The organism is Achromobacter sp. ACM03, from assembly GCF_014851665.1.
Taxonomy (GTDB): Bacteria; Pseudomonadota; Gammaproteobacteria; order Burkholderiales; family Burkholderiaceae_B; genus Achromobacter; species Achromobacter aegrifaciens.
In genome coordinates, this window is sequence record NZ_JACVAD010000001.1 from 862,636 (window position 1) to 888,136 (window position 25,501).

Annotated in this window: 21 protein-coding genes; 14 read left to right on the forward strand and 7 right to left on the reverse strand. The window is 67.8% G+C overall.

Features of this window, described 5'->3' with window-relative positions:
- The first annotated feature begins 25 nt into the window (after positions 1–25).
- Positions 26–1,681, forward strand: coding sequence for a mucoidy inhibitor MuiA family protein (locus IB257_RS03875; protein ID WP_254593298.1), 1,656 nt, complete (start codon positions 26–28; stop codon positions 1,679–1,681).
- 5 nt (positions 1,682–1,686) lie between these two features.
- Here IB257_RS03875 and IB257_RS03880 read toward each other — a convergent pair whose 3' ends face one another.
- The gene (locus tag IB257_RS03880) at positions 1,687–2,997 is read right to left on the reverse strand and encodes a ferric reductase-like transmembrane domain-containing protein (protein ID WP_192491895.1); all 1,311 of its coding nucleotides are present in this window, start codon (positions 2,995–2,997) and stop codon (positions 1,687–1,689) included.
- A 189-nt stretch (positions 2,998–3,186) separates the two neighbouring features.
- Complete coding sequence (locus tag IB257_RS03885; RefSeq protein WP_125472102.1) at positions 3,187–4,413, reverse strand: EAL domain-containing protein; 1,227 nt, start codon at positions 4,411–4,413, stop codon at positions 3,187–3,189.
- Positions 4,414–4,654: 241 nt separating this feature from the next.
- Here IB257_RS03885 and IB257_RS03890 point away from each other — a divergent pair, with 241 nt between their 5' ends.
- The gene (locus IB257_RS03890) at positions 4,655–5,788 is read left to right on the forward strand and encodes a 3-deoxy-7-phosphoheptulonate synthase (RefSeq protein WP_054454226.1); all 1,134 of its coding nucleotides are present in this window, start codon (positions 4,655–4,657) and stop codon (positions 5,786–5,788) included.
- Between the two features lie 36 nt (positions 5,789–5,824).
- On the opposite strand, the gene IB257_RS03895 is transcribed toward IB257_RS03890, so the two are convergent.
- Positions 5,825–7,057, reverse strand: a complete 1,233-nt coding sequence (locus IB257_RS03895; protein ID WP_192491896.1) for an FAD-binding oxidoreductase — start codon at positions 7,055–7,057, stop codon at positions 5,825–5,827.
- A gap of 108 nt (positions 7,058–7,165) precedes the next feature.
- On the opposite strand from IB257_RS03895, the gene IB257_RS03900 reads away from it, so the two are divergent.
- The 6 genes from IB257_RS03900 to IB257_RS03925 all read left to right on the forward strand — a co-directional run bounded on the left by IB257_RS03900 (position 7,166) and on the right by IB257_RS03925 (position 13,108).
- Positions 7,166–7,765, forward strand: coding sequence for a GNAT family N-acetyltransferase (locus IB257_RS03900; RefSeq protein WP_054454224.1), 600 nt, complete (start codon positions 7,166–7,168; stop codon positions 7,763–7,765).
- A gap of 69 nt (positions 7,766–7,834) precedes the next feature.
- The gene (locus tag IB257_RS03905) at positions 7,835–8,305 is read left to right on the forward strand and encodes a hypothetical protein (RefSeq protein ID WP_054454221.1); all 471 of its coding nucleotides are present in this window, start codon (positions 7,835–7,837) and stop codon (positions 8,303–8,305) included.
- 320 nt (positions 8,306–8,625) lie between these two features.
- Complete coding sequence (locus IB257_RS03910) at positions 8,626–9,345, forward strand: response regulator transcription factor (RefSeq protein WP_054454219.1); 720 nt, start codon at positions 8,626–8,628, stop codon at positions 9,343–9,345.
- Between the two features lie 9 nt (positions 9,346–9,354).
- The gene (locus IB257_RS03915; protein ID WP_175160505.1) at positions 9,355–10,227 is read left to right on the forward strand and encodes a CoA ester lyase; all 873 of its coding nucleotides are present in this window, start codon (positions 9,355–9,357) and stop codon (positions 10,225–10,227) included.
- A 91-nt stretch (positions 10,228–10,318) separates the two neighbouring features.
- A complete protein-coding gene (locus IB257_RS03920) occupies positions 10,319–11,314 on the forward strand; it encodes a serine hydrolase (RefSeq protein ID WP_082400980.1) in 996 nt (331 codons plus the stop codon).
- 162 nt (positions 11,315–11,476) lie between these two features.
- The gene (locus IB257_RS03925; protein ID WP_119451554.1) at positions 11,477–13,108 is read left to right on the forward strand and encodes an ATP-binding cassette domain-containing protein; all 1,632 of its coding nucleotides are present in this window, start codon (positions 11,477–11,479) and stop codon (positions 13,106–13,108) included.
- 31 nt (positions 13,109–13,139) lie between these two features.
- On the opposite strand, the gene IB257_RS03930 is transcribed toward IB257_RS03925, so the two are convergent.
- Together IB257_RS03930 and IB257_RS03935 are read right to left on the reverse strand one after the other, a co-directional pair.
- Complete coding sequence (locus IB257_RS03930) at positions 13,140–14,732, reverse strand: sulfatase (protein ID WP_192491897.1); 1,593 nt, start codon at positions 14,730–14,732, stop codon at positions 13,140–13,142.
- Complete coding sequence (locus tag IB257_RS03935; RefSeq protein WP_192352158.1) at positions 14,729–15,691, reverse strand: tripartite tricarboxylate transporter substrate binding protein; 963 nt, start codon at positions 15,689–15,691, stop codon at positions 14,729–14,731. The genes IB257_RS03930 and IB257_RS03935 overlap by 4 nt, the downstream gene beginning before the upstream one ends.
- A gap of 143 nt (positions 15,692–15,834) precedes the next feature.
- On the opposite strand from IB257_RS03935, the gene IB257_RS03940 reads away from it, so the two are divergent.
- Positions 15,835–16,785, forward strand: coding sequence for a LysR substrate-binding domain-containing protein (locus IB257_RS03940; protein ID WP_192491898.1), 951 nt, complete (start codon positions 15,835–15,837; stop codon positions 16,783–16,785).
- Here IB257_RS03940 and IB257_RS03945 read toward each other — a convergent pair.
- Entirely contained in the window at positions 16,758–17,609 is an 852-nt protein-coding gene (locus IB257_RS03945; protein WP_192491899.1) for an IclR family transcriptional regulator, read from the reverse strand. The two genes, IB257_RS03940 and IB257_RS03945, sit on opposite strands and share 28 nt — an antisense overlap.
- A 112-nt stretch (positions 17,610–17,721) precedes the next feature.
- Between IB257_RS03945 and IB257_RS03950 the strand changes: the two genes are divergently transcribed.
- From IB257_RS03950 to IB257_RS03965, 4 genes are all read left to right on the forward strand, one after another.
- Positions 17,722–20,076, forward strand: coding sequence for a cytochrome P450/oxidoreductase (locus IB257_RS03950; RefSeq protein ID WP_192491900.1), 2,355 nt, complete (start codon positions 17,722–17,724; stop codon positions 20,074–20,076).
- A gap of 233 nt (positions 20,077–20,309) precedes the next feature.
- Positions 20,310–21,173 carry an archaetidylserine decarboxylase gene (asd, locus tag IB257_RS03955; protein WP_054454205.1) on the forward strand — a complete coding sequence of 288 codons (864 nt, stop codon included), beginning with the start codon at positions 20,310–20,312 and terminating at the stop codon, positions 21,171–21,173.
- Positions 21,174–21,276: 103 nt separating this feature from the next.
- Positions 21,277–22,503, forward strand: coding sequence for an alpha-hydroxy acid oxidase (locus IB257_RS03960; protein WP_192491901.1), 1,227 nt, complete (start codon positions 21,277–21,279; stop codon positions 22,501–22,503).
- Positions 22,504–22,563: 60 nt separating this feature from the next.
- Positions 22,564–23,724: a metallophosphoesterase gene (locus tag IB257_RS03965; RefSeq protein WP_192354339.1), complete on the forward strand. Its 1,161-nt coding sequence runs from the start codon at positions 22,564–22,566 to the stop codon at positions 23,722–23,724.
- 10 nt (positions 23,725–23,734) lie between these two features.
- On the opposite strand, the gene IB257_RS03970 is transcribed toward IB257_RS03965, so the two are convergent.
- A complete protein-coding gene (locus tag IB257_RS03970) occupies positions 23,735–24,190 on the reverse strand; it encodes an Lrp/AsnC family transcriptional regulator (protein ID WP_054454198.1) in 456 nt (151 codons plus the stop codon).
- Positions 24,191–24,281: 91 nt separating this feature from the next.
- Here IB257_RS03970 and IB257_RS03975 point away from each other — a divergent pair, with 91 nt between their 5' ends.
- The gene (locus IB257_RS03975; protein ID WP_192491902.1) at positions 24,282–25,478 is read left to right on the forward strand and encodes an MFS transporter; all 1,197 of its coding nucleotides are present in this window, start codon (positions 24,282–24,284) and stop codon (positions 25,476–25,478) included.
- Positions 25,479–25,501: the final 23 nt, after the last annotated feature.

A 25,501-nucleotide genomic window follows, 5' to 3' on the forward strand; every position in this document is an offset into this window, starting at 1 on the left:
TTCCAACCTGTACAAAGGTGAAATAGTGCGACGTACCCTTCTGGCCTTGGCCATCGCGACGATCCCCGGCCTGGCCGCAGCCGCCGGACTGCCTTCCTCCATCGGTTCCGTGACCGTCTACCAGGACCGCGCCGTCGTGACGCGCGCCGCCAGCAGCGAGCTGGCCGCCGGCGAACACGAGCTGGTGCTGGAGAAGCTGCCGGCCAGCCTGCAGGAAAATTCGCTGCAAGTCTCGGCCAAGAGCACCGGCCAGGCGACATTGCTGGACGTGAAGGTGCGCGACGCCTATCAGGCAGACACCGCCAACGAGCGCGTCAAGCTGCTGGAGGAACAGGTACGCAAGCTGCAAGGCCAGCAGGCGCTGCTGGACGACGAGGCCGCGGTGCTGGACAACCAGCGCGAGCTGGTGCTGATGATGCAGCGGGGCGCCACCGAACCGTCGAAGGACGGCGCGCGCCTGACGCTGGACGAACTGAAGGCGATCCAATCGCTGAGCGCGGACTCCCTGGCCAAGTCGCTGGCCGGACTGCGCCGGGTGGCCGAACAGAAAGAGGTGCTGGAGCGCGAGCTGACCGCCTTGCAGAACCAGCTGGATCAGCTGCAAAGCTCGCTCAACCGCCGCACCAAGACCGTCACCCTGCGCGTCAACCTGGCCCGCGCGGGCAAGCTGGACCTGAACGTTTCCTACGCCGTGGCCGGCGCCCGCTGGACGCCCGCATACGATGCGCGCCTGCGCCCGGCCGATCGCAGCGTGGACCTGGGTTATTTCGGCGTCATCCGCCAGGACACCGGTGAAGACTGGAACAACGTCAAGCTCACGCTGTCCACCGCAAGGCCCTCGCTGGGCGGCGGCGCGCCCGCGCTGCAGCCGTGGATCGTCGACGTGGCCGCCCCGCCGCCTCCGCCCCGCCCGCGCCCCAGCCCCGCGCCGGTCGCGGCAGCCAGGCAAGAAGCCGAAGCCAAGATGTCGCGCCAGCGCGTCCAGTCCTTCGAGGACGCCGGCGCGCCGGTCGCCGAGATGATTCCCGAGCCGCTGGAGCAGGCGACCGCCCAGGTGCAGGCCGAAGCGACCAGCGCATCGTTCCAGATCAAGAGTCCGGCCACCCTGCCGTCCGACAATTCCTCGCAGCGCGTGGCCATCGCCACGGCCAAGCTGCCCGCCACGCTGCAATACCAGTCCACGCCGGCGCTGCGCGAAGCCATGTTCCTGACCGCGCACGCCAGCAACAACACGGAGTTCCCCTTCCTGGCCGGTTCGCTGAACACCTTCCTGGACGACGCCTTCGTCGCGGCCAGCTCCATGAAGGCGGTGATGCCCGGCGAGAAGCTCGAATTGGCGCTGGGCGCCGACGAAGGCATCTCGATCAAGCGCCAGCTGGTCAACCGCTATACCGAAAGCACCGGCTTTTCGGGCAGCGGCAAGCGCGTGACCTATGAGTACAAGATCACGGTCAAGAACAACAAGGCCACCAAGGAGCAAGTGTCGTTCAAGGACCGCCTGCCCATCTCGCGCAACGAGAAGATCGTGGTCAAGCTGTTGTCGCCGGCAGACCGCGAGATCAAGCGCGAGGAAGACGGCAAGCTGGTATGGGACTGGGAAATGGAGCCCGGCAAGTCGCGCGAGACGGTGCTGAAGTTCTCGGTCGACTATCCGGGCGACATCGAGGTGTCCGGCATCTGACGCGCTCAGCGCATCTGGAACGCCTCTTGGTGAAACAGCTCGCTCACCGGCATGCCGCGCCGGTGCAGCCCGTCCTTCAAGGCATCGGCGAATCCCGCCGGGCCGCAGAACCACACGCTGGGCCATGCCGCGCCCGGCTTGTGGTCCGCGGCCAGCTCGGCGGCCGTCAGCGGCCGCTGGGTATCGCTGTAGCGCACATGCAGGGTCACGTTCGGCACGCGCGCGCATAGCGCTTTCAGGTGATCCGCGAACGGCGCGTCGTCGGCGTTGCGGGCGCAGTAGTACAGGGTCGCGACCGGTGCGGTATCCGGGTCCGTCTGCAAGGATTCCATCCATGAAATGAACGGCGTGACCCCGATGCCCGCGGCCACCCAGATCTGCGGCCGCCCATCGTCGCGCTGGAAGTCGAAGCAGCCGTAAGGGCCTTCGATGATGACGTCCTGCCCCACTTGCAGGCTGCGCTGCAGACGCCGCGTGTAATCGCCCAGCGCCTTGATCGAGAACTGCACCCGGCCGGTGCCGTCGTCCGCGCCGGACACCGTAAAGGGATGCGCGCCCTCGCGCCGGTCCGCGGTCAGGAAAGCGAACTGCCCGGCGCGATGGTGCCAGTTGCCCTCCACCCTACAGGTCAGCGCCAGGATGTCGTCCGAAAGATGGTCGATGGCCAGCACCTGCCCCCTGTAGCGGCGCCCGCGTCCGATATTGCCGGTCAGCGCCATGACGGCGCAAACCGTCCCCACCGCCGTGCACAGCGCCACCAGCCAGCCGGCGGGCTGCCACCACCAGGCGGCCGGCGTCAGGACCACGCCATGGAAGGCGACCACCAGGAAGATCACCGCGGCGATGCGGTGGACCTGGCGCCAGATGTGATACGGAAAGCGCCGCCACAAGGTGAGCAACACCATCGCGGCCAGGATCCACACGGCCCATTCGCCGATGTCCTTGGCGGATCCGCGGAACATGTCCAGCAAAGCGGCCGCGCGCGGCGTCTTGGGCACGGGGTCGAACAACGCCAGCAGCAGCGGCTTGCCCAGCTTGATCAGGTAATGCGCCGCCGCCAGCGCGGCAGCCAGGATGCCGCTCCATTTGTGCAGCCGGTACATCTTGTCCAGCCCGCCCATCCGCGTTTCCAGCCACATGGGGCGCACCGCCAGCAGCATGATCAGGGCCATGACCGCGTAGGCGCCCAGGCCCGTCAGCAGGATGAGCTGATCGCGCGCGGTCCAGACGTTGAGTTCGGCCGGCGGTTGCGCCCAATAGGCGCCGGCCCAGGCCAGCAGGGAAATCAGCAGAACAGCGGCCAGTATGCGTCGCATCGGTTCATCGCTCCATCTTGGGGACCGCGCCACCGTGCGCAGCCCGCATGAAGCCATGGTAAATCCGCCCGTGGGGGCAATTTTCCATGCGCGGGCGCAGTCTTGATCGGGGTCAAGTCCGCCGACAATCGGGAGGGCCCGCAGGAGCCCGGCCTGCGCCAGGATACCCCATTGCGCCGCGCGGATGACTCAATGGCTGCGGCAGAATTCGAAGAAGGCGTCGGGTTCCAGCGGCACGGAAATGCCGTAGCCTTGCGCCACGTCGCAGCCCAGTTCGCGCAGCAGCTCCACGTCGCGCTCGTGCTCCACCCCTTCGGCGACCACGCGCCGGCCCAGCACGCGGCCCATCTCGATGGCGGCGGCGACCACCGCGCGCGACGCGGGCTCGCGATGCATATGGACGATGAAGTCGCGGTCTATCTTCAGTTCGGTGAAGGGCATGGCCGAGAACAGGCGCATGGAAGCGATGCCCGCGCCGAAGTCATCCATCGCCAATTCAAAGCCGCGCACGCGCAGCAGGTTCAGGGCCGACGACAAGGCCAGCCAATCGGTCACCGGCTCGTCCTCGGTCAGCTCGACCTTGATCAGCCGGGCCGGCAGGCCGGCCTGCGCCACGCGCTGCTCCAGCAGGCCCGGCAGGTCGCGCGAACACAATGTGGAGGCCGAGGCGTTGATCGCGATGGGCACGGCGATGTCCTCGGCATGCATGCGCTGCTGCAGCTCCAGCACCGTGTCGGTCACCCGGCAGAACAAGGTCCGGTCCAGTCCCAGCCGATGCGCCGCAGGCACGAAGTCCGCCGCCGGAATCGCGCCCAGTTCGGGGTGGTCCCAGCGCGACAGCGCCTCGGCGGCCAGCACACGCCCTGTCGACAAGCTCATCTGCGGCTGCAGCACCACGCTCATGCCCTGCCCCGTGATCAGCGCATGGCCCAGCGCCGCCTCGATGACGTCGCGCCGCAGCGAGCGCGGCCGGGGCGAGGCGGCATCGTCCTCATCGATGCTGCGCAGCGCCGTCTTGATGGCCTGCTGCATGGCCGTGCGGGACACCGGCTTGGACAGCGCCTGCGCGGACGGACAGCCGGCCTGCAAGGCCAGCCGCACATGCGACTGCAACAGTTCATCGCTGAGGCTGCTGATCCAGATGATGGGCGGCATGCTCTTGAGCCGCCCGGCGTCCACCAGGCGCCGCAGTTCGTTCGGCAGCCGCGTGCCGTCGCCCTCGCCCGTGACGATATCGCTGATGACCACGTCGTAGAACTGGCGCGCCAGCGCGCTGACCGCTTCTATGCTGCTGCCCAGGCCGGCGACCCGGCGGAAACCCAGCGCCAGCAATACGTTCTGCAGATAGGCGCGTTCAACCGGATGGTCTTCGACGAGAAGTATCCGTCGGGTCCCGCCGGGTTCCGTTTTAGGCATGGTCTACCGTCCTACTCATATAGGGCGGGCCCCCGCAGGCGGCCGCTGGAAAACTGTGTACACCATGCTAAGGCATCTGCGCGCGCCCTGTCGTTATCGCTAACGGGTTAATGCAGCCCCATCGCCGATAGTCGTAGTATTCGCGGCATCAGCCAGACGGAGGCAGCCTTCCGTCGCCCCACGGCGCGGCCGGTGCCATAATAGATGTCTTTCTTTCCGCATCTACGGCACGGAGCTACCCTTGACCCGCATTGACGACCCCCTGCACGACCGCGAGGTCGGCGCGGCCGACTCCACCCAGGACAACACGCGCACCGACGACACCCGCATCAGCGCGGTGCGCCCCTTGATCTCGCCCGCCCTGCTGCAGGATGAACTGCCGGTGTCGGCCGAGATCCAGACGCTGGTCGAGCAAAGCCGCGTCCAGATCGCCGACGTGCTGCACGGCCGCGACGACCGCCTGGTGCTGGTGGTGGGCCCCTGTTCCATCCACGACCATGGCCAGGCCATGGAATACGCGCGCCTGCTGCGCACCGCCGCCGAACAGCACCAGAAAGACTTGCTCATCGTCATGCGCGTGTACTTCGAGAAGCCGCGCACCACCGTGGGCTGGAAGGGCTATATCAACGACCCGCGCCTGGACGGCAGCTTCCGCATCAATGAAGGCCTGCGCCGCGCGCGCGAACTGCTGCTGGACATCAGCGGCCTGGGCCTGCCGATCGCCACCGAATTCCTGGACCTGCTCAGCCCGCAATACATTGCCGACCTGATCGCCTGGGGCGCCATTGGCGCGCGCACCACCGAAAGCCCCAGCCACCGACAGCTGAGTTCCGGCCTGAGCTGTCCGCTGGGCTTCAAGAACGGCACCGACGGCGGCGTGCAGATCGCCGCCGACGCCATGGTCGCGGCCAGCGCCAAGCACGCTTTCATGGGCATGACCAAGATGGGCATGGCCGCCATCTTCGAGACCCGCGGCAACCAGGACACCCACGTCATCCTGCGCGGCGGCAAGCAAGGCCCGAACTACGACGCGGCCAGCGTCGACGCCTGCTGCGCCGCCCTGCGCGCCGCCGGCCAGCGCGAACAGGTCATGATCGACTGCTCGCACGCCAACTCCAACAAGTCGCATCTGCGCCAGGTCGACGTGGCCAACGATATCGCCGCCCAGATCGCCCAGGGCGACGGCCGCATCACCGGCGTGATGATCGAAAGCCATCTCGAAGAAGGCCGCCAGGACCTGAAGCCCGGCCTGCCGCTGCGCCGCGGCGTGTCCATCACGGACGCCTGCCTGGGCTGGTCGCAGACCGCGCCGGTGCTGGAAACGCTGGCCCTGGCCGTGCGCCAGCGCCGCGAAAAGGCCGCAAAACCGGCCTGAGAACCGCGGCTCTCGGGTCTCTTGCCGCGTACGGCCTCAGCGGCCGACGCGGTAAGGCGCCGGATCCATGTCCGGCGCCTGGCCGGTGATCATGCTTGCCAGCAGCTTGCCCGTCACCGGACCCAGCGTGAAGCCATGATGCGCATGGCCGAACGCCAGCCACAAGCCGGGATGGCGCGGCGCCGGTCCGATGACCGGCCGCATGTCCGGCATGCAAGGCCGGCAACCCATCCACGGTTCGCGCTCCACGGCCCCGCCCAGCGGCAGCAGTTGCCGCGCCAGCGTCCGCGTGCGCTCGATCTGGATCGGTGAAGGCGGCGCATCGCGCGCCGCGAATTCCGCGCCCGTGGTCAGGCGCACACCCAGGGTCATGGGCGTCACGACGAAACCGCTTTCGATATCCGCCACCGGGTGCGACAAGGTCGCCCCCTCTTCCAACGCGTAATGCTGGTGATAGCCGCGCTTGACCGCCATGGGGATGCGATAGCCCAGCGGGCGCAGGACGTCCGGCGACCACGGGCCCAGCGCCACCACCACGTCGCGGGCCTCGATCGGCCCTTGTTCTCCCTGCACCTGCCAACCCTTGCCTGACGGCTTGAGGCTGCGCGCGTCGCCGCGCGCCAGCACGCCGCCGCGCCGCTCGAACAAGGCCGCGTAGCCGCGCGTCACCGCGCCCGGGTCCGACACATTGACCGGATCCAGCCAGTGCACCGCGCCCGCCATGCGCGACAGCGAAGGTTCCAGCGCCGCCAGCGCCTTGCGGTCCAGCACGCGGTGGTTCAGCCCGTAAGGCGCGAGCGCTTGGGCCTCGGCCACGGCCCGGGCCAGGCCGGCCTCGCTGCGCATGCCATCGATCCAGCCGCTGCGCCGGAACAGGTGGGAGATGCCGGCCTCGTCCTTGAGCGCGTCATGTTCGGCGACGCAGCGCTCGATCAACGGCAGCATGGCCTCGGCCGCGCGCGCCAGCCGCGACGGCGCCGAATGCCACCAGTAACGCAGCAGCCATGGCGCGATGCGCGGCAAAAAGCGCGGGTGATAGCTCACGTCAGGCGTGTTGTTCCTGGCATAGCGCCACAGGCTGCGCCAGTCGCGCGGGAAGGCATAGGGAATCACGCTGGCCCGTTCGATCAGGCCCGCGTTGCCATAGCTGGTTTCCTCGCCAGGGCCGCGCCGGTCCAGCAGCACCACTGAACGGCCGCGCGCCGCCAGATGCAGGGCGGTGCTCACCCCGACGATGCCCGCACCCAGGACCAAGGCGTCTGTTTTCATGCGGCGCATTCTGCGCTTGCGTGCGGTGTTCGGCAAGGGCGCGCGCGCGTAGAATCCCCGGCTGCACGCCCTGCCCTCCGCGCCCACGCTCCAATCGAGGAATACGTCATGACCAGCCCCCGCCTGCAACCCGTCACGCTCGCCGGCGAGGTCGTACGCCTGGAACCGCTGACCGCCAGCCATGCCGCGCCGCTTGCGCAGGTGGGCCTGCACCCCGAACTGTGGCGTCTGCAACCCGAGCCCGTGCAGACGCTGGACGATATGCAGCGCTATGTCGACCGTGCGCTGGCTGGCCAACGCGACGGCAACTGCCTGCCATTCGTCATCGTGCGGCAGGACAACGATCAGATCATCGGCGCGACCCGCTACATGGACATCGCGCTGGCGCACAAACGCCTGGAGATCGGCGGCACATGGCTCACGCCAGCAAGCCAGCGTTCCGGCGCCAATACCGAGGCCAAGTTCTTGTTGTTGCAGCACGCCTTTGAAACAATTGGTATCATGCGGGTTGTATTCAAGACTGAACTGAGCAATATGCAATCGCGCCAGGCCATCCTGCGGATCGGCGGCGTGGAGGAAGGCGTGTTCCGCAAGCACCTGATCGCGCAATCGGGGCGCGCGCGCGACATGGTCTACTTCGCGATCCTCGACGAGGACTGGCCGGCCGTCAAAGCGCGCTTGCTGATGCGCATGCGCCGCGCCGGTTAGCGCGCGCCTCCCGCTCATTTCGCAGCTTGTCCGGGCCGCGAGGCCTGCCCCGCACTATTGAAGCCAGTTATGCAACAGACCTACGCCGCGCCCGCGCGCCACACGATATACATCTACACCGAGGAACAGCGCGGCAACCAGCTGGTCGAGTCGCTGGTGCTCGGCATGCTCTCCGACATATCGGGGTCCGACAAACTCGTGGTGGTGCAGGATCCGCACAGCAGCCTGAAGTTCGTCTATCGCATCGATCACGACAGCAGCAATCTGGACGCCGCGGCAATCACCGAACAGGACGCGTCCCTTTTCAATGGCAAGACCTCGGTCCAGATCAACTCGATGACCTATCGCCTCGGCACGGCCGAGAACGCGATGAAATTGCTGCGTGGCAAAAACCAGTGGATACAGGACAAGGGCGCGGTGCTGTCCGTGCTGCTGCAGAACGCCGCTGCCCGCAAGACCCGCTTCGCCCCGCCCCGCATCGAGCGCGACCGCATGCGCAAGGTACCGCCGGGCGTTGCCGTCGAACACCTGCCTACATAAAAAGCACAGTATCCACAGGGCCGGCCTTATCCACAATTTCTGTGGATAAAAAAGCCTCGAACCCACGGCTGATGGCCGTTCGACCGATGCGCAACGGGCTGCTCATTTTTTGACCACTAAAAGAATGGGCGGCGCGCGGCTGCCATCCTTGATTCTTGACGCGGCGCCGCAGGGGCGATGATGATATTCTCCGCAAGCGCGCGATACGAAAAATATCGCGCTCGCGGACTCCCCCTATACAAGAAGACCCACATACAAGGAGCGGATAGCGTGTTTGCATTCGAAGGTCCCTGCGCGCAACCGCTGACGCCGGATTCGCCGTGACCATCATCATCGTCGACGACCACGGAGACTGGCGCGACACCATCGCTGAATACATCGAGGATCTGGGCCTGGGCCGCAGCATCCTCACCGCCGGTTCCCTCGCGGAGCTGGACCAACTGCTGCTCACCGTGACGCCAGGCATCCTGGTGCTGGACGCCATGCTGCCCGACGGCGATGCGCTGACCCGCGTCTCGCACCTGCGGACCTCCTTCCCGTCGATGGGCATCATCATGCTCACCGGCCGCCTCTTGAGCGAAGACAAGGTCTCGGGCCTGAGTCTGGGCGCGGACCACTACCTGACCAAGCCCGTCAATCTGGCCGAGCTTGGCGCCACGCTGGTGTCGCTGTCGCGCCGACTGCGGGTGGTGCCGGCGGGCGAAGCCGACGCCGCGGAATCGGATGCCTGGCGTTTCGATCCGTCGCGGCGCATGCTGGTATCGCCCAAGCAGGTCTGCGTGGACATCACCGATACCGAAAGCCGGCTGATCGGCGCGCTGATCCAGGCCGCGCCGCTACCCCTGTCGCGCGCACGCCTGATCGAGGCGCTGGGCGCCAGCGTGGAGGCCTACGACACGCACCGGCTGGACGCCCACATGCACCGCCTGCGCCGCAAGCTGCGCGCGCAGGCCGGCGGCGACATGGGCATACGCACGGTGTACGGCGTGGGCTATGTGTGCACCACGCCTGTGCAGATCGTCGGCAATACCAAGAACTGAAACCGCCTCATGACGCTACCTATCCGCCCTCGCCGTTCCGTACTCTATATGCCTGGCGCCAACCCGCGCGCACTGGACAAGGCGCGCAGCCTGGACGCCGACGTCCTGATCCTCGACCTGGAGGATGCCGTCGCGCCGGACGCCAAGGCACAAGCCCGCGAGCAAGTCGCCGCGGCCTTGCGCGCCGGCGGCTATGGGCGCCGCGAATGCGTGGTACGTATCAATGCGCTGGACACGGCCTGGGGCCTGGACGACGTCAGGGCCATCGCCCAGGCGGGCGCGGACGCCGTGCTGCTGCCCAAGGTGCAGTCCGCCGCCGAGCTCGACGCGCTCGCGCGGGCGCTGGACGCGGCGGGCGCGCCAGCCAGCCTGCCCTTGTGGGCCATGGCCGAAACGCCTTTGGGATTTCTGCGTCTGGACGCCATCGCTTCCGGCCACGCGCGGCTGGCGGCCATCGTCGTGGGCACCTCGGACCTGGTGAAGGATCTGCACGCGCGCCACACGCCGTCACGCGAAGAAACCTTGCTGGCGCGCTCGATGGCGGTGATGGCGGCGCGGGCCCACGGCCTGGCGGCGCTGGACGGCGTGCATCTGGACCTGCACGACGACACGGGCCTGGAGGCCGCCTGCAAACAGGGACGCGACCAGGGCTTCGATGGCAAGACGCTCATCCATCCCAGGCAGATAGCGGCAGCCAACGCCGCCTTCGCGCCCTCGGCGGAAGAACTTGCCGCCGCGCGCAAGCGCCTGGACGCCTGGCGCGCCGCGCAGGCCGCCGGCCTGGGCGTGGCCGTGGTCGACGGCGCGCTGGTGGAAAACCTGCATGCGCGCGAAGCGGAACGCGTGCTGGCGCTGGCCGAGGCCATCGCACAAGCCTGGTGACAACAGCGGCGGCAGCAGTAATATCGGCTTTCAAATGCATATTGTCGGTAACGCCGGGCCAGGCGCGTGATCGGCGTATCGGGGAGCGGTCGTGACGTTGATCTTGCGGCAAATGTCGATCTCATTCTGCGTGGCGGCGTTGTGGGCCGCCACGGCGGCGGGCTTGCCGGCGCCGGCGCGGGCCCAGGCCGCCAATTTCCATCCCTGCAATTCCCAGCCTTCCCTGCCGATGTGCCTGCATGGCTATGGCAAGCGCATAGCAGTGCAGCGCTGGGGCGCGCAGCCCGACCCGCTGGACCCGGACGCGGCCGTCAACGCCTCGCTGGTCACGCGCGACCCGGCCAAGGAAATCGGCAAGCTCAAATCCAGCACGATCCTGGTGCAGGACATGGACACCTCCGAAGTCCTGTTCGCGCGCAACGAGGACGCCGTGCGGCCCATCGCCTCCATCACCAAGCTCATGGCGGCGCTGACGCTGGTCAAGGCCGGCCTGCCCATGGACGAACTCATCACCATCGACGCCAGCGACACCCGCTCCACCAGCGAGCTGCCTTCGCGCCTGACCGCCGGCACCAAGCTGAGCCGCGCCGATCTGCTGCGCCTGGCGCTGGTCCCGTCCGAGAACAGCGCCGCGCAGGCCCTGGGCCGCACCTATACCGGCGGCACCGCCGCCTTCGTCGCGGCAATGAACGCCGAAGCCCGCGCGCTGGGCATGACCGACTCCAGCTTCGCCGAACCCAGCGGCCTGTCCAACGAAAACCAGTCTTCGGCCAAGGATCTGGTCAAGTTGCTGCAGGCGATTTCCGCGCAGCCGCTCTTGCGGCAATACACCGGCGAGACCAGCTACCAGGCCGCCGGCCAGACCTTCCGCAACACCAACATCCTGGTGGGCCGCCCGCAATGGGACATCCTCGTGTCCAAGACCGGCACCACCCGCGAAGCCGGCGATTGCCTGGTGATGGCGGTCAAGGTCGGCAAGCGCAACCTGGCCATGGTGCTGCTCAACGCGCAGGGCATCAACGGCTCGCGCTTCGGCGACGCGGTTCGCCTGCGCCGGGTGCTCGACAGCCGGTACGCCTCACGCTGATTGACGGCATCGCGCGCCAAGCCCGGTACAATACCGGCCTTTGACGCGGAACGAACGCCCGTTCCGTCCGCCCGCCGCGCCGCCTGAGCGCCCTACTTCCCCGATTATTTTTCATTGCGCCTGGCCGGCGGGAATCCTGCCGCGTCCCCTGTTGCACCATCCATGATCCGCTTCCAACAAGTTTCCCTCATGCGCGGCGTCAAGCCCTTGCTCGACAAGGTCGACCTGCTGCTCAACCCCGGCGACAAGATCGGCCTGATCGGCGCCAACGGCGCCGGCAAGTCCAGCCTGTTCGGTCTCTTGCGCGGCACGCTGCACGCGGACCAGGGCGACCTGGACTATCCGGCCAGCTGGCGCATGGCCTATGTGGCGCAGGAAACGCCCGCGCTCGACCGCCCGGCCATCGAATACGCCATCGACGGCGACGTGACGCTGCGCAAGCTGGAGGCGGAACTGGCGCAGCTGGAAGCCGAACCGGAAAGCACGGAGAACGGCCTGCGCATGGCCGACATCTACGCCGCGCTGGCCGACGCCGACGCGTACACCGTGCATTCGCGCGCCGAACAGCTGCTGACTGGCCTGGGCTTCACGCAGGCGCAGATGCACCTGCCGTTGACGAGCTTTTCCGGCGGCTGGCGCATGCGCCTGAACCTGGCGCAGGCGCTGATGTGCCCGTCCGACCTGCTGCTGCTGGACGAGCCCACCAACCACCTGGATCTGGACGCCATCATCTGGCTGGAAGACTGGCTCAAGCGCTATCCGGGCACGCTCATCGTCATCTCGCATGACCGCGACTTCCTGGACGGCGTGGTCAACGTCATCGTCCATATCGACGAGCGCAAGCTCAAGCGCTATTCGGGCAACTATTCGTCCTTCGAGCGCCAGCGCGCCGCGCAGCTGGAGCTGGCGCAAGGCATGCTGGAAAAGCAGATGCGCCAACGCTCGCACCTGCAATCCTTCATCGACCGCTTCAAGGCCCAGGCCAGCAAGGCGCGCCAGGCGCAGAGCCGTATCAAGGCGCTGGCCCGCATGGAGGAAGTGGCGCCGCTGCGCGCGGCCGCCGAGTTCTCGTTCGAATTCCGCGAGCCCTTGCGCGCGCCCAACCCGCTCCTGACCATGGACGCGGTCAGCGCCGGGTATCGCGTCGCGGACGAGGAAACGGAAGTCGAGTCCGACAAGATCATTGTGTCGGGCATCAATTTTTCGCTGCAGGCGGGACAGCGCATCGGCCTGTTGGGCATCAACGGCGCGGGCAAGTCCACCTTCATCAAGACCATCGCGGGCGAACTTGCAACGCTGGCCGGCGAAGCGCAGTTCAACAAGGGGCTGTCCATCGGCTACTTCGCCCAGCACCAGGTGGAGATGCTGCGCCATGACGAATCGCCGCTATGGCACATGACGAAGATCGCGCCGACCGTGCGCGAGCAGGAGCTGCGCAACTTCCTGGGCAGCTTCAACTTCAACGGCAACATGGCCACCAGCTCCATCGCGCCGTTCTCCGGCGGCGAAAAGGCGCGGCTGGCGCTGGCCCTGATCGTGTGGCAGCGTCCCAATCTGCTGCTGCTGGACGAGCCCACCAACCACCTGGACCTGGAAACCCGCGAAGCGCTGACCACCGCGCTGGCGCAGTTCGAAGGCACGCTGATGCTGGTGTCGCACGACCGCCATCTGCTGCGCGCCACCACCGATGAATTCATCATCGTGGCCGACGGCGAAGTCAGCCCGTTTGACGGCGACCTGGACGACTACAAGGACTGGCTCTACAAGACCAAGCTGGCCGCCAAGGCCGCTTGAAGCCGGGCGCGGGCGGCCTGCCCGCGCCACCTCACGCCAGCGCGCTGGGATAGGGGCTGGTGTCGATGTGTTCCAGCATGCCGTAGGCCAGCCGTTCCAGCAGCCGCGCGCGGTCGGCGGCATGCGCGGGGTCTTCCCACAGGTTGCGCAGCTCGTGCGGGTCCTGATTCAGGTCATAGAGCTCGCCCCAGCGCGCGCCGTCGTAGACCGTGACGCGAAATCCGTCGGCCAGCAGCGTGCGGCAGCGGATGCGGCTGTTGAAGCCCAGTATCACGCGCTGCCCTTCTTCCTCGATCATCAGCGCGTCGCGCACGGCAGCCTCGCTTCCTCCGATGAGGCCTGCCATGTCGCGCCCCTGGATGCCGTTATAGGGCTGCACGCCAGCGCGCGCCAGCACCGTGGGCGCGACGTCGATGGTGCTGAGCAAGGCGTCGCTGGCCGCGCCCGCCGTTCGCGCCGCGGCAGGGTCGCGCCAGATGAACGGCACGCGGGTCAGGCCGCGGTAATGGATGGGCCCCTTCAGCATCAACTGATGGTCGCCCAGGTAATCCCCATGGTCGCTGGTGAAGATCACCACTGTATTGTCGGCCAGCCCCAGCGCGTCGAGTTCGGCCAGCACGCGGCCGATCTGGTTGTCGATGTTGGCGATCGACCCATAGTTCAGCGCCAGCGCTTCGCGAGCCTCGCGCTCGTTGCAGGAAAAGATCGCGGGCGTGTGCTTGACGGCCGTGCCCGCGTCGCGCTGCGCGCGCAGCCAGGCCACGTGCGGCGGCGGCGTACCCTGGCCGTGGAACGACGCGGGCAGCTCCATGTCCTCGGGCTTGTGCAGGTCCCAGAACCGCCCCGGCGGCGTGAAAGGATGGTGCGGATCCGGAAACGAGCATTGCAGGAAGAATGGCTGCCCGGAAGCCGCATAGCCGCGCAGCGCCTCGATGCCGCGGTCGGCGATGTAGGCAGTGGGATAGAGTTCTTCTGGCACGCGCGTGCGCCAGGCCTGGCGGATGCGCGTCAGCTCGTATTCCGGCGCGGGAATGGCGTGAGCCGGGCCGATCAGCGCCTCGACCTCGGGATGCTCGCGCCGCAGCCAATGCCGGTAATGGCCGTGCACGTCGTCGCTATGATCGTCGACCAGGTCTACCTGCTCGAAGCCGTAATACGGATAGCTCAGATCGTGGTCGGGGCGTTCGAGCCACAGCTTGCGCTGCTCCTGGTCGTACCGGCCGGCGTCAGGCTCGACCGCCTCGCGCGGCAATCTGTCTTCGGCGCGCACCGGCCACGATGGAGGTATGTCCGTCATGTTCTGCAGGTGCACCTTGCCGACCAGCGACGTGCCGTAGCCGGCTTCGCGCATGGCCTCGACGAAGGTGCGGCTGCGCAGCGACAGCGCGATGCCGTTGTGGCGCGCGCCGTGCGCGGACGGATAGCGGCCGGTCATCAAACTGGCGCGGTTCGGCATGCAGATGGGCGTGGCCACGTGCATGTTGTCGGCGCGCCAACCCGACTCGGCCAGACGGTCCAGGTTGGGCGTGTGGACCACGCGGTTGCCATAGGACCCCAAATGGTCGGCGCGGTGCTGGTCGGTTATGAACAGCAGGAAGTTGACGGGCTTCGCAGCGGACGTCATTGCTTCGCTCCCGACATCTCCACGGCGGAACGCCAGGCCGGCATGTCGCGCTTGACCATGTCGCCGAAGGCATCGGGCGTCATGTAGATCGGCACCATGCCCAGCGGCTGCAAGGCCTGCGCGAATGCGCTGTCGGTCAGTACCGCCTCCAGGTCCGCGTTCAGTTTCTTCACCACTGCGGGCGGCGTGCCGGCGGGCGCGAACAGGCCGATCCACGACCGCACGGCGACTCCGGCGGCCACGTCCGAGAACAGCGGCACATCGGGCAGCGCTGCATACTTTTCAGTATTGGCCACGCCCAGCACCTTGACCTTGCCGGATGCGAGGAACGGAATGGCCGGCGCGATGCCGCCTATCATCAGCGGCACGTGGCCCGCGACCAGATCGGCCATCGCTGGCGCGGCGCCCTTATAAGGCGCGTGCACCACGTCCAGGCCGGCGGCGTGCTTCAACTGCTCCATTGCCAGCTGGTGCACCGTGCCCAGGCCGGGCGAGCCATAGGTGTACTTGCCGGGATTGGCCTTGATCAGTTTGACGGCATCCGCCAGCGTCGACGCTGGAAACTCGGCATTGGCCAGCAGCACCACCACGTTGTCCGCCACCAGGCCGACCGGCGCGAAATCGCGCACCGGGTCGTACGGCAGGCTGGAATACAGCGCGCTGTTAATGCCGTGCGTGTTGGTGGTGCCCATCAGCAGCGTATAGCCGTCGGGCGCGGCGCGCGCCACCATGGACGCGGCGATGTTGCCGCCCGCGCCCGGCTTGTTCTCCACTACCAGCGTGTAGCCGCGCGGCTCCAGGCGCTGCGCCAGTTGGCGCGCCAGCACGTCCACCGCACCGCCGGGCGAGAACGGCACCACGATCTGCACCGGCCGCGCCGGGTAGGTATCCGCAGCCGCCGCCGCACTCGCAATGCCACAGGCCCAGCTCGCGGCCAGGGCCATCCAGAACTTCTTCATGAATCGTCTCCATCCCGGCGTCCTTCCCGGCCCAGCCTGGGCAACGCCTGTCTTTCGTAGAGCGGCAAGTATGCCTAGCGCCCGGTGTCGGCGTGAAATGAAATAAACTGAACGATTCATAACCATTTGAATATGTATCGCCCATGCCTGACCGCGCCGGCACCCACCTCAAGCGACGTCATGCCGAACTGCTGGTCGCACTGGACGACGAACGCCACCTGGGCCGCGCGGCCGAACGCCTGCATATGTCCCAGCCCGCCGCCTCCAAGGCGCTGGCGCAGCTGGAGGAACAGGTGGGCTACGCGCTATTCGAGCGCGGGACCCGGGGCACCCTGCCGACAAATGCCGGAATGGTTATGATCCGCCACGCCCGCCACAGCCTGGGCGCAGCCCAGCGCGTGGCGGCCGAACTGCGGGCCGCCGAAGAACGCGGCGCCAGCCTGCTGCGCCTGGGCACCCTGCCCTCGGCCGCGCCCCATCTGGCGCCGCAACTGATCGCCCATCTGCTGGGGCTGTCGCCGCGGCTCGAAGTGAAACTGGTGGAAGGCGCGCTCGGCGAACTCATGGACAAGCTGGCGCGCGACGAGCTGGACATCGTGCTGGGCCGCCTGGGCAGCCGCCTGCTGCCCGCGGACTGCGAGGTGATCCGCCTGCACGAAGAACCTATCCTGGTGGTGGCGCGCCCCGGCCATCCGCTGGCGGCAAGCGAGGCGCTCGCGGCCGCCGAACTGGCGCGCTGGCCCTGGGTGCTGCCGCTGGAAGCCACCATGATGCGCGAGCGTCTGGACGAGGCTTTCGTGCATGCCGGCGCGCACGCACCAGTTTCCAGTATCCAGTCCAATTCGCTGCTGGCCACCCTGGCCCTGCTGGCCCAGGACGATCGCCTGGCTGCCTTGCCCCAGGCGATTGCGCGCTACTGCGAGCGGCAAGGCAGCGTTACCGTACTGCCGCTACGGCTGGACGCCAACTTCGGCGCCATCGGCGCCGTGGTCAACCGCAACACGGCCGGCATGCCCGTGGTGCAGGCGGCGGTTGCGTGGCTGCGCGGCTTGCCGGCAGGCGCGATTCAGACCGCGCCGACCCCAGGCGCCTGATATCCCAGCAGCACGCTGGCGGCTTCGGCCTCGCGCCGTACCGCCTGCGCGATCGGGCCGTCCGCCGAGGCGTCGAATCCGCCCGTCGCGCCCAGCGCAGTCAGCGCGGCGCAGGGGCGGCCGTTGTGGTCCAGGAGCGGCGCCGACACCGCGCTGATGCCCTTTAGATTGGTGTCGCGCACCGTGGCGCAGCCCTCGGCCAGCACCTGGCGGCGCAGGCGGCCGATGGGGTCGGGGGCGTCCAGCAACGCCCGCATGTCGGCGGGCGCACGAGCCAGTTCGGCCTCGGCCAGTGCCCGCACCCGCGCATCGTCCTGCAAGGCCAGGAACACCCGCCCGGTGGCGGACCACAGCATGGACAGCACCGAGCCCATGCGCACGTTGACCGTCACCGGCAGGCCCGGTTCTTCAAAGCGCACGATGGTCGGCCCCTTGTTGCCCATGACCGCGATGAAGCAGGTCACTTCCAGGCCTTCGCGCAGGCGCACCAGGCTGGGCTCCGCCAGGCGGATGGGATCGGCCTGGCGCAGCGCGGCCAGGCCCAGCAGCATCGCTTCCAGTCCCAGGTAGTACTGTTGAGTGGCGGCATCCTGCGCCACCAGGCCCTCTTCCATCAGGCTGACCAGGTAGCGGTGCACTTTGGCGGGGCTTTCGTCCACCTGCGCGGCCAGCAGCGTGAGGCTGGCACGGCCGCCCAGCCGGCCCAAGCCCTTCAGCACCGCCATGCCGGTTTCAGCGGCCTGCACGCGCTGGCGCCGTTCGCGCGGCCGGGGCGCGTCGGTAGTCTGGGCGGGGACGGACGAAGTTGCGGGAGTCTGGGTCATGGACGCGGGTTGGGGGCTGCCAGGCGGCTGCGGATGCAGCCCGGAGATTACCCCAATTGAATAATTACGCAATGCGTATATGATTTACGCAATTGTAATCCGGAGCGACGACATGGGCCACCCAACCACCCCTGCAACCCCCGCGCCCGCCAGTACCGGCGGCTGTCCCATCGACCATGCCGCGCTGGCGCGTGCCCAAGGCTGTCCGGTCAGCCCGCGCGCCGCGGAATTCGATCCGTTCGGCGACGGCTACCAACAGGACCCGCCCGAGTACGTGCGCTGGGCGCGCGAACAGGAACCCGTGTTCTACAGCCCCAAGCTGGGCTATTGGGTGGTCACGCGCTACGACGACATCAAGGCCGTGTTCCGCGACAACCACACCTACAGCCCCTCCATCGCGCTGGAAAAGATCACGCCGACCGGCCCCGAGGCCAACGCAGTGCTGGCCAGCTACGGCTACGCGATGAACCGCACCCTGGTCAACGAGGACGAACCGGCCCACATGCCGCGCCGCCGCGTGCTGATGGATCCGTTCACGCCGGACGAACTCAAGCACCACGAACCCATGGTGCGGCGCCTGACGCGCGAGTATGTGGACCGTTTCATCAACGACGGCCGCGCCGACCTGGTCGACCAGATGCTGTGGGAAGTGCCCTTGACCGTCGCCCTGCACTTCCTGGGCGTGCCCGAGGAGGACATGGATCTGCTGCGCCAGTACTCCATCGCCCACACCGTCAATACCTGGGGCCGGCCCAAGCCGGAAGAACAGGTGGCGGTGGCGCATGCGGTAGGTAATTTCTGGCAACTGGCGGGCAAGATTCTGGACAAGATGCGCCAGGATCCCGATGCCCCGGGCTGGATGCAGTACGGCATCCGCAAGCAGAAGGACCATCCCGAAGTCGTCACCGACTCGTACCTGCATTCGATGATGATGGCCGGCATCGTCGCGGCGCATGAGACCACCGCCAACGCCTCGGCCAACGCCATCAAGCTGCTGCTGCAGCATCCTGACGCCTGGCGCGAACTGTGCGAGGACCCCGGCCTGCTGCCCAACGCGGTCGAGGAATGCCTGCGCCACAACGGCTCGGTCGCGGCCTGGCGCCGCCTGGCCACGCGCGACACCGAGATCGCCGGCGTGGCGATTCCCGCGGGCGCCAAGCTGCTGATCGTGTCCTCGTCGGCCAACCACGACGAGCGCCATTTCGCCGACGCCGACTTCTTCGACATCCGCCGCGACAACGCCAGCGACCAGCTGACCTTCGGCTATGGCGCGCACCAGTGCATGGGCAAGAACCTGGCGCGCATGGAGATGCAGATCTTCCTGGAAGAACTGACCCGCCGCCTGCCGCATATGCGCCTGGCCGAACAGCAGTTCACCTACGTGCCGAACACCTCGTTCCGCGGCCCCGAGCATCTGTGGGTGGAATGGAACCCGGCCGACAACCCCGAACGCCGCGACGCCGCCCTGCTGGATCAGGTGCAGCCGGTGCGCATCGGCGAGCCCTCGACCCACGCGATCAGCCGCAAGCTGGTGGTGACGCAGGTCACGGCCGCGGCCGACGGCATTGCGCGCATCAGGCTCGAATCGCCTGACGGCAAGCCGCTGCCGCGCTGGACGCCCGGCTCGCACATCGACGTCGAATGCGGCGACACGGGCCTGTCGCGCCAATACTCGCTCTGCGGCGATCCGGCCGCCGCGAATGCATTGGAGATCGCCGTGCTCAAGGAAACGGCAGGCCGCGGCGGTTCCGCCTGGATCCACCAGCACCTGCGCGCGGGCAGCATCGTGCGCGCACGCGGCCCGCGCAACCATTTCCGCATGGACGAAAGCGCCAAACGTCTGATCCTCATCGCCGGCGGCATCGGCATCACGCCCATCAGCGCCATGGCGCGCCGCGCGCGCGAGCTGGGCCTGGATTACGAACTGCACTACAGCGGACGCTCGCGCGCCTGCATGGCCATGCTGGACGAACTGCTGCAGCTGCATGGCGCGCGCCTGCATCTGCATATCAGCGAGGAAGGCAGCCGCAACGACTTCGCCGCCCTGCTGTCCCGTCCCGAGGCCGGCGTCCAGATCTACGCCTGCGGCCCCGAGCGCATGCTGGATGCCCTGCAAGCCGCCTGCGCCGCCTGGCCCGAGGACAGCCTGCGCGTGGAGCACTTCCATTCCACGCTCGCCACCCTGGACCCGTCCAAGGAACATACCTTCGAGGCCGAGCTGAAGGACTCCGGCATCGTCGTGCAAGTGCCTGCCGACCAGACGCTGCTGAGCGCGCTGCGCAGCGCCAACATCGACGTGCAGAGCGATTGCGAGGAAGGTCTCTGCGGCTCCTGCGAGGTGCGCGTGCTGGGCGGCGCGGTCGATCACCGCGACGTGGTGCTGACCCGCGCCGAACGCGAGGCCGGCACCCGCATGATGGCTTGCTGCTCCCGCGCCCAGGGCAAGCGCATCGTGCTGGAGCTGTAGCGGCTGGCGTGCCTGCGATGTCGCGCCCTTGCGCCCGGCGGCGCATGCGCGCATTCATATGCCTGAAGTGCGCCTGAAAGCGGTAGAATTCACCCCTCTGCTCATCACCACATCGTCCCGCTGCAACGCGGGACGACGTTTTTTGACGCGGCCAGTCCCGGGCCTGAAGGCGGGCCCCTTGCGGGCCGGCCCGTGCCGCGGCCGGCCGCGGGGTAATTTCTCAGCGCTCCTAGATGCCGATCAAAGACCAACTATTCCTCGCCAGCCAGTATCTTGCCCCTCACCACCTGGTGTCGCGGCTCTTCGGGTACGCATCCGACTGCCGGGAACCCGCGGTCAAGAACTGGATGATTTCGCGCTTCGTCCGCCGCTATGGCGTGGACATGCGCGAGGCGCTGCAGGAAGACCCGCTGGCCTATGACTGCTTCAACGACTTCTTCACGCGGGCATTGAAAGAAGACGCGCGGCCCCTGGACGACGAGCCGGGCTCGGTGGTGTGTCCGGCCGACGGAGCCATCAGCCAGATGGGCGCTATCGAACATGGCCGCATCTTCCAGGCCAAGGGCCATAGCTACGGCCTGGCCGACCTGCTGGGCGGCGACGCCGAACGCGCGGCCCCGTTCCAGGGCGGCGAATTCGCCACCGTCTATCTGTCGCCCAAGGATTACCACCGCGTGCACATGCCGGTCGCCGGCACCCTGCGCGAAATGATCCACGTACCCGGCCGCCTGTTCTCGGTCAACCCGCTGACCGCCCGCAACGTGCCGCGCCTGTTCGCGCGCAACGAACGCGTGGTCTGCATCTTCGACACCGAGCACGGACCGATGGCCCTGGTGCTGGTGGGCGCCATGATCGTCGCGTCCATCGAGACGGTGTGGGCCGGCCTGGTCACGCCGCACAAGCGCCGCGTGAAAGCCACCCGCTACGACGACGCGGCGCGCGCCCCGATCCATCTGGCCAAGGGCGCGGAAATGGGCCGCTTCAAGCTGGGCTCCACCGCCATCGTGCTGTTCGGTCCCAACCAGATCCGCTGGGCCGACACGCCTGCCGTGCTGGGTCCGGTGCGCATGGGCGAACTGATGGCGCTGCCTGCGTAGTTTTCTCCGCAAATATTCGATTTATTCGAAATTGGATGTCTGGTTTTATTCGCTTTATGCGATGAATCGGCGTTGCTAGATTACGGGCTTTTACCGGCCCGCCATGACATCCCTGCTCTCGTCCTCCGCCAGTCCCCGCGCCGCCTCGGCCGACCGCCCCTTGCCGCGCGCGCTGGCGCGCATGCTGTCGCTGGACGACTTCGAGGCGGCGGCGAAACGCCGCCTGCCGCGGCCGATCTTCGGCTATGTCGCGGGCGCGGCCGAAGACAACCAGTCCCTGCGCGGCAACCGCAGCGCCTTTACGCAGTACGCGTTTTCGCCGCGCGTGCTGGTGGACGTGTCGCGCCGCACGCAGCAAACCGAACTCTTCGGCCGCCGCTATGCCTCGCCCTTCGGCATTGCCCCGATGGGCATCAGCGCGCTGTCGGCCTACCGCGGCGACATCGTGCTGGCCCGCGCCGCGCGTGAGCAAGGCATACCCGCCATCCTCAGCGGCACCTCGCTGATTCCGCTGGAAGACGTCATCCGCGCAGCGCCCGGCACCTGGTTCCAGGCCTATCTGCCTGGCGATCCGCAGCGCATCGACGCACTGGTCGAACGCGCCCGCCGCGCCGGCTACGAAACCCTGGTGCTGACGGTGGACATTCCCGTGTCGGCCAACCGCGAGAACAACGTGCGCACCGGCTTCTCCACCCCGCTCAAGCCCAGCCTGCGCCTGGCCTGGGATGGCTTGACGCGGCCGCGCTGGCTGGCCGGCACGTTCATGCGCACGCTGCTGGCCCATGGCATGCCGCATTTCGAGAACTCCTTTGCCACGCGCGGCGCGCCGATCGTGTCGTCGTCGGTGCTGCGCGACTTCAGCGCGCGCGATCACCTCAGCTGGGAACATGTGGCGCGCATCCGCCGCCAATGGCCAGGCACGCTGATCATCAAGGGCATCCTGCATCCGCAGGACGCGGCGCTGGCGCGCCAGCATGGCGCCGACGGCATCATCGTGTCCAACCATGGGGGCCGGCAATTGGACGGCGCGGTCTCGCCGCTGCGCGCCCTGCCCGCCGTCGCCGAGGCCGCCGGCAACATGACCGTGATGATGGACAGCGGCGTGCGCCGCGGCAGCGACGTGCTCAAAGCCCTGGCGCTGGGCGCGAGCTTCGTCTTCGTCGGCCGGCCCTTCAACTATGCGGCCGCAGTCGGCGGCGAGGCCGGCGTATCGCACGCCATCGGCCTGCTGCGCGCCGAGGTCGACCGCAACATGGCGATGCTGGGCATCAACCATGTACAGGAGATGGGACCGGATTTGCTCGTGCGGGAGTATCCGCACCCGGCATAGAATGGCGGTTCCCTTGCCCCGCGCGCCGCTGCTCCCGGCCTGGCGCGCCCCAGAGCCGCCGTGTCCCTACGCCAATCCTCATTCTTCCTGCGCTTCCTGACCCTGGGCGCCCTGGCTCACGTCTACGTGGGCGCCCGCCTGATCCCCGACGCCCAATTGGGCGGAGCGGGTTCCGCCGCCGCCATTCTTGCCTTGCTGCTGTCCTGCATCCTGATCCCGCTGGGGATGCTGGGGCGTTCGTCCGTGCACCCGCCCTGGGGCGACCGCATTGCCTGGGTCGGGCTGTTCGCGATGGGCCTGTTCTCGTCGCTGTTCGTGCTGACGGTGCTGCGCGACGCTTTGCTGCTGGTGACGTGGCTGGCGAATCTACTGATCGGCGCCGATCTGCCTTGGACCACGCTGCGCCGGGTCAGCGCCTGGGCCGTGCCCATATTGGCCCTCGCCGGAACATTGGTCGGCCTGTACAACGCCCGCAAGCGGGCGCGCGTGGTCGATGTGGACGTGCCCATCGCCGGCCTCGCGCCCGACCTGGACGGCTTCACCATCGTGCAGATCAGCGACATCCACGTCGGCCCGACCATCAAGAAGCGCTACGTGCAGGCCATCGTCGACGCCGTCAATGCACAGCTGCCGGACATGATTGCGATCACCGGCGACGTGGTCGACGGCAGCGTCGAGCAGCTTTCCGCACAGGCCAGCCCGCTGGGCCAACTGCGCGCGCCCCATGGGGTCTATCTGGTGACCGGCAACCATGAATACTATTCGGGCGCCACGCCCTGGATCGCCGAGTTCCGCCGCATGGGGCTGCGCGTGCTGATGAACGAGCACGTGGTCATCCACCCCGCCGGCCTGCCCGTGGTGGTGGCGGGCATCACCGACTACAGCGCCGGCTCGTTCGATCCGCAGCATCGCAGCAATCCCAAGGCGGCGCTGGCGGGCGCGCCTGCCGACGCCATGCCCCGGATACTGCTGGCGCACCAACCGCGCAGCGCGGCGGCGGCCGAGCCACTCGGCTATACCCTGCAACTGTCCGGCCATACGCATGGCGGACAGTTCTTCCCATGGGGTTTCTTCGTGCGCTTCCAGCAGCCCTATACGGCCGGCCTGCATCGCCTGGGCAAGATGTGGATCTACATCAGCCGCGGCACGGGCTACTGGGGACCGCCCAAGCGCCTGGGCGCGCCCTCCGAGATCACGCGGCTGCGGCTGCGCGCGGCCTGAACGGCGCGGCTCAGCCGTTGTCCGGCAAGGGCCCGCGTTCCAGATAGCTGGTCAGGGCGATGTCGCTGGTGGTGTTGGTGATGCCGTCGATCTGATGGATGCGGGCCAGCAGCGCCTCCAGCGCCTGCGTATCACGCACGCGCACTTTCAGCAGCATGGCGCTCTTGCCGGTGATGGTGTGGATCTCTTCCACCTCGGTCAGCTCGGCCAGCCCCAGCACCTGCTGCGTAATGGTCCAGTTGTTGGTGTCCACGTGCACGAAGGCCAGCAGCGGCCGGCCGATGCGCGCGCCGTCCAGCTTGGCGGCAATGCCCTTGATCAGACCATCGCGCTTGAGGCGCTTGACCCGTTCATGCACGGCCGGGGCGGAGAGGTTCAGCATTTTGCCCAATTCGGCGTAGCTGGGGGAGGCATCGTCGGCCAGCAGCGTTAACAGCTTTCGGTCGCGGTCATCAAGATCAGGCATTGGAATCAGGTTCTGCCGAACGGCATTCGAACTTTTACGGAATAAGGAAATATAAGCGTTAACCCTTATTTTATTCCAATAAAATTTCGCGATGCAGAACCGTAGCACCCGCAGCGCCCGCCCCGCCTCTTCCGTCCCCGCCCTGATGTTCGCCGTCAGCGTCGTAGGCTCCAACGGCCTGGCGCTCAGTCCCATCCTGAGCGACGTGGCGCGCTCCTTTTCCACCTCGCCGCTGAGCATCAGCACCGCCATTTCCGCCTATGGCGCGGCCACGGCCGCCAGCGCTTTCTTCCTGGCCGCACGCATCGACCGCATCGGCGTACGCCGCTCGCTGCTGGGCGCGATGGCGGTCCTGATCGCCGCGTTGATCCTGTCCGCCTGCGCGCCGCACTGGGTTGTGCTGACGCTGGCGCAAGCCTTGGCGGGCGCCGCTGCGGGGGTCATCCTGCCCGCCGCCTATGGATCTGCCGCGCTGATCGCGCCGCCTGGCCAGGAGGCGCGCACCCTGGGACGCGTCATCGCGGGCTGGTCGGTGTCGCTGGTGGCGGGCGTACCGCTGTCCGCGCTCATCTCCGACGCGGTGGGCTGGCGCGCCACCTACGCCACGCTGGCGCTCTGCGCCGCCATTGCCGTGCTCGGGCTACGCAAGCTGCCGGAACGCCGCGCCGGGAATCCCGCGCCGCTGCGCCTGTCGCGCCTGCTGGCGCCGCTGTCCTACCGCGACGTGCCCGCCCTGCTGTTGGGCTGCCTGGCGTTCTCGTCGGCCTTCTATGGCGTCTACGCCTTCCTGGCGGACCACGTGCGCGGCCTGCTCGCGCTGTCTGCAGGACAGGTGGGCTTCATCGCTTTCGCCTACGGAGCGGGGTTCCTGCTGGCGGGGGTGGCTGGCGCGCCGCTGATCGAGCGGCTGGGGCCGCGCCGCGCCCTGCCGTTGGCGCTGGGCGTGATCGCGCTGGTGTATCTGGGGCTGCTGCCGGCCGCGCATGCGTTGAGCGCGGTGCTGGCCATCGCCACGCTATGGGGCGCGGCCTCGCAGCTGAGCCTGAACCTGCTGGTGCTGCTGCTGTCGCGCGCCCGGCCCGAAGAGCGCGGCGCGGTGCTGGGGCTGAACACCTGCACCACCTACCTGGGCGCAAGCGTCGGTACCGCGATCGCCGGCACCATCTACACCCACGCGGGATTCGAAGCGCTGGGCCTGGCCGCGGCCTGCGCCCTGGCTGCCGCGGCGGTGGGCCTGCATTGGCGGCTCAATGGCCGGCGCTCGGCGCGCGGCCAGGCGGCTGCCTGAATGCCATAGGCTGGCGGCAGCAA

Excerpts from the sequence above, each read along its gene's own strand:
- IB257_RS03885 (WP_125472102.1), bottom strand. The coding sequence starts at position 4,413 with ATGCCTAAAACGGAACCCGGCGGGACCCGACGGATACTTCTCGTCGAA.
- IB257_RS03925 (WP_119451554.1), top strand. The coding sequence starts at position 11,477 with ATGATCCGCTTCCAACAAGTTTCCCTCATGCGCGGCGTCAAGCCCTTG.
- IB257_RS03970 (WP_054454198.1), bottom strand. The coding sequence starts at position 24,190 with ATGCCTGATCTTGATGACCGCGACCGAAAGCTGTTAACGCTGCTGGCC.
- IB257_RS03960 (WP_192491901.1), top strand. The coding sequence starts at position 21,277 with ATGACATCCCTGCTCTCGTCCTCCGCCAGTCCCCGCGCCGCCTCGGCC.
- IB257_RS03935 (WP_192352158.1), bottom strand. The coding sequence starts at position 15,691 with ATGAAGAAGTTCTGGATGGCCCTGGCCGCGAGCTGGGCCTGTGGCATT.
- IB257_RS03940 (WP_192491898.1), top strand. The coding sequence starts at position 15,835 with ATGCCTGACCGCGCCGGCACCCACCTCAAGCGACGTCATGCCGAACTG.
- IB257_RS03900 (WP_054454224.1), top strand. The coding sequence starts at position 7,166 with ATGACCAGCCCCCGCCTGCAACCCGTCACGCTCGCCGGCGAGGTCGTA.
- IB257_RS03905 (WP_054454221.1), top strand. The coding sequence starts at position 7,835 with ATGCAACAGACCTACGCCGCGCCCGCGCGCCACACGATATACATCTAC.
- IB257_RS03895 (WP_192491896.1), bottom strand. The coding sequence starts at position 7,057 with ATGAAAACAGACGCCTTGGTCCTGGGTGCGGGCATCGTCGGGGTGAGC.
- IB257_RS03950 (WP_192491900.1), top strand. The coding sequence starts at position 17,722 with ATGGGCCACCCAACCACCCCTGCAACCCCCGCGCCCGCCAGTACCGGC.
- IB257_RS03975 (WP_192491902.1), top strand. The coding sequence starts at position 24,282 with ATGCAGAACCGTAGCACCCGCAGCGCCCGCCCCGCCTCTTCCGTCCCC.
- IB257_RS03880 (WP_192491895.1), bottom strand. The coding sequence starts at position 2,997 with ATGCGACGCATACTGGCCGCTGTTCTGCTGATTTCCCTGCTGGCCTGG.
- asd (WP_054454205.1), top strand. The coding sequence starts at position 20,310 with ATGCCGATCAAAGACCAACTATTCCTCGCCAGCCAGTATCTTGCCCCT.
- IB257_RS03945 (WP_192491899.1), bottom strand. The coding sequence starts at position 17,609 with ATGACCCAGACTCCCGCAACTTCGTCCGTCCCCGCCCAGACTACCGAC.
- IB257_RS03915 (WP_175160505.1), top strand. The coding sequence starts at position 9,355 with ATGACGCTACCTATCCGCCCTCGCCGTTCCGTACTCTATATGCCTGGC.
- IB257_RS03930 (WP_192491897.1), bottom strand. The coding sequence starts at position 14,732 with ATGACGTCCGCTGCGAAGCCCGTCAACTTCCTGCTGTTCATAACCGAC.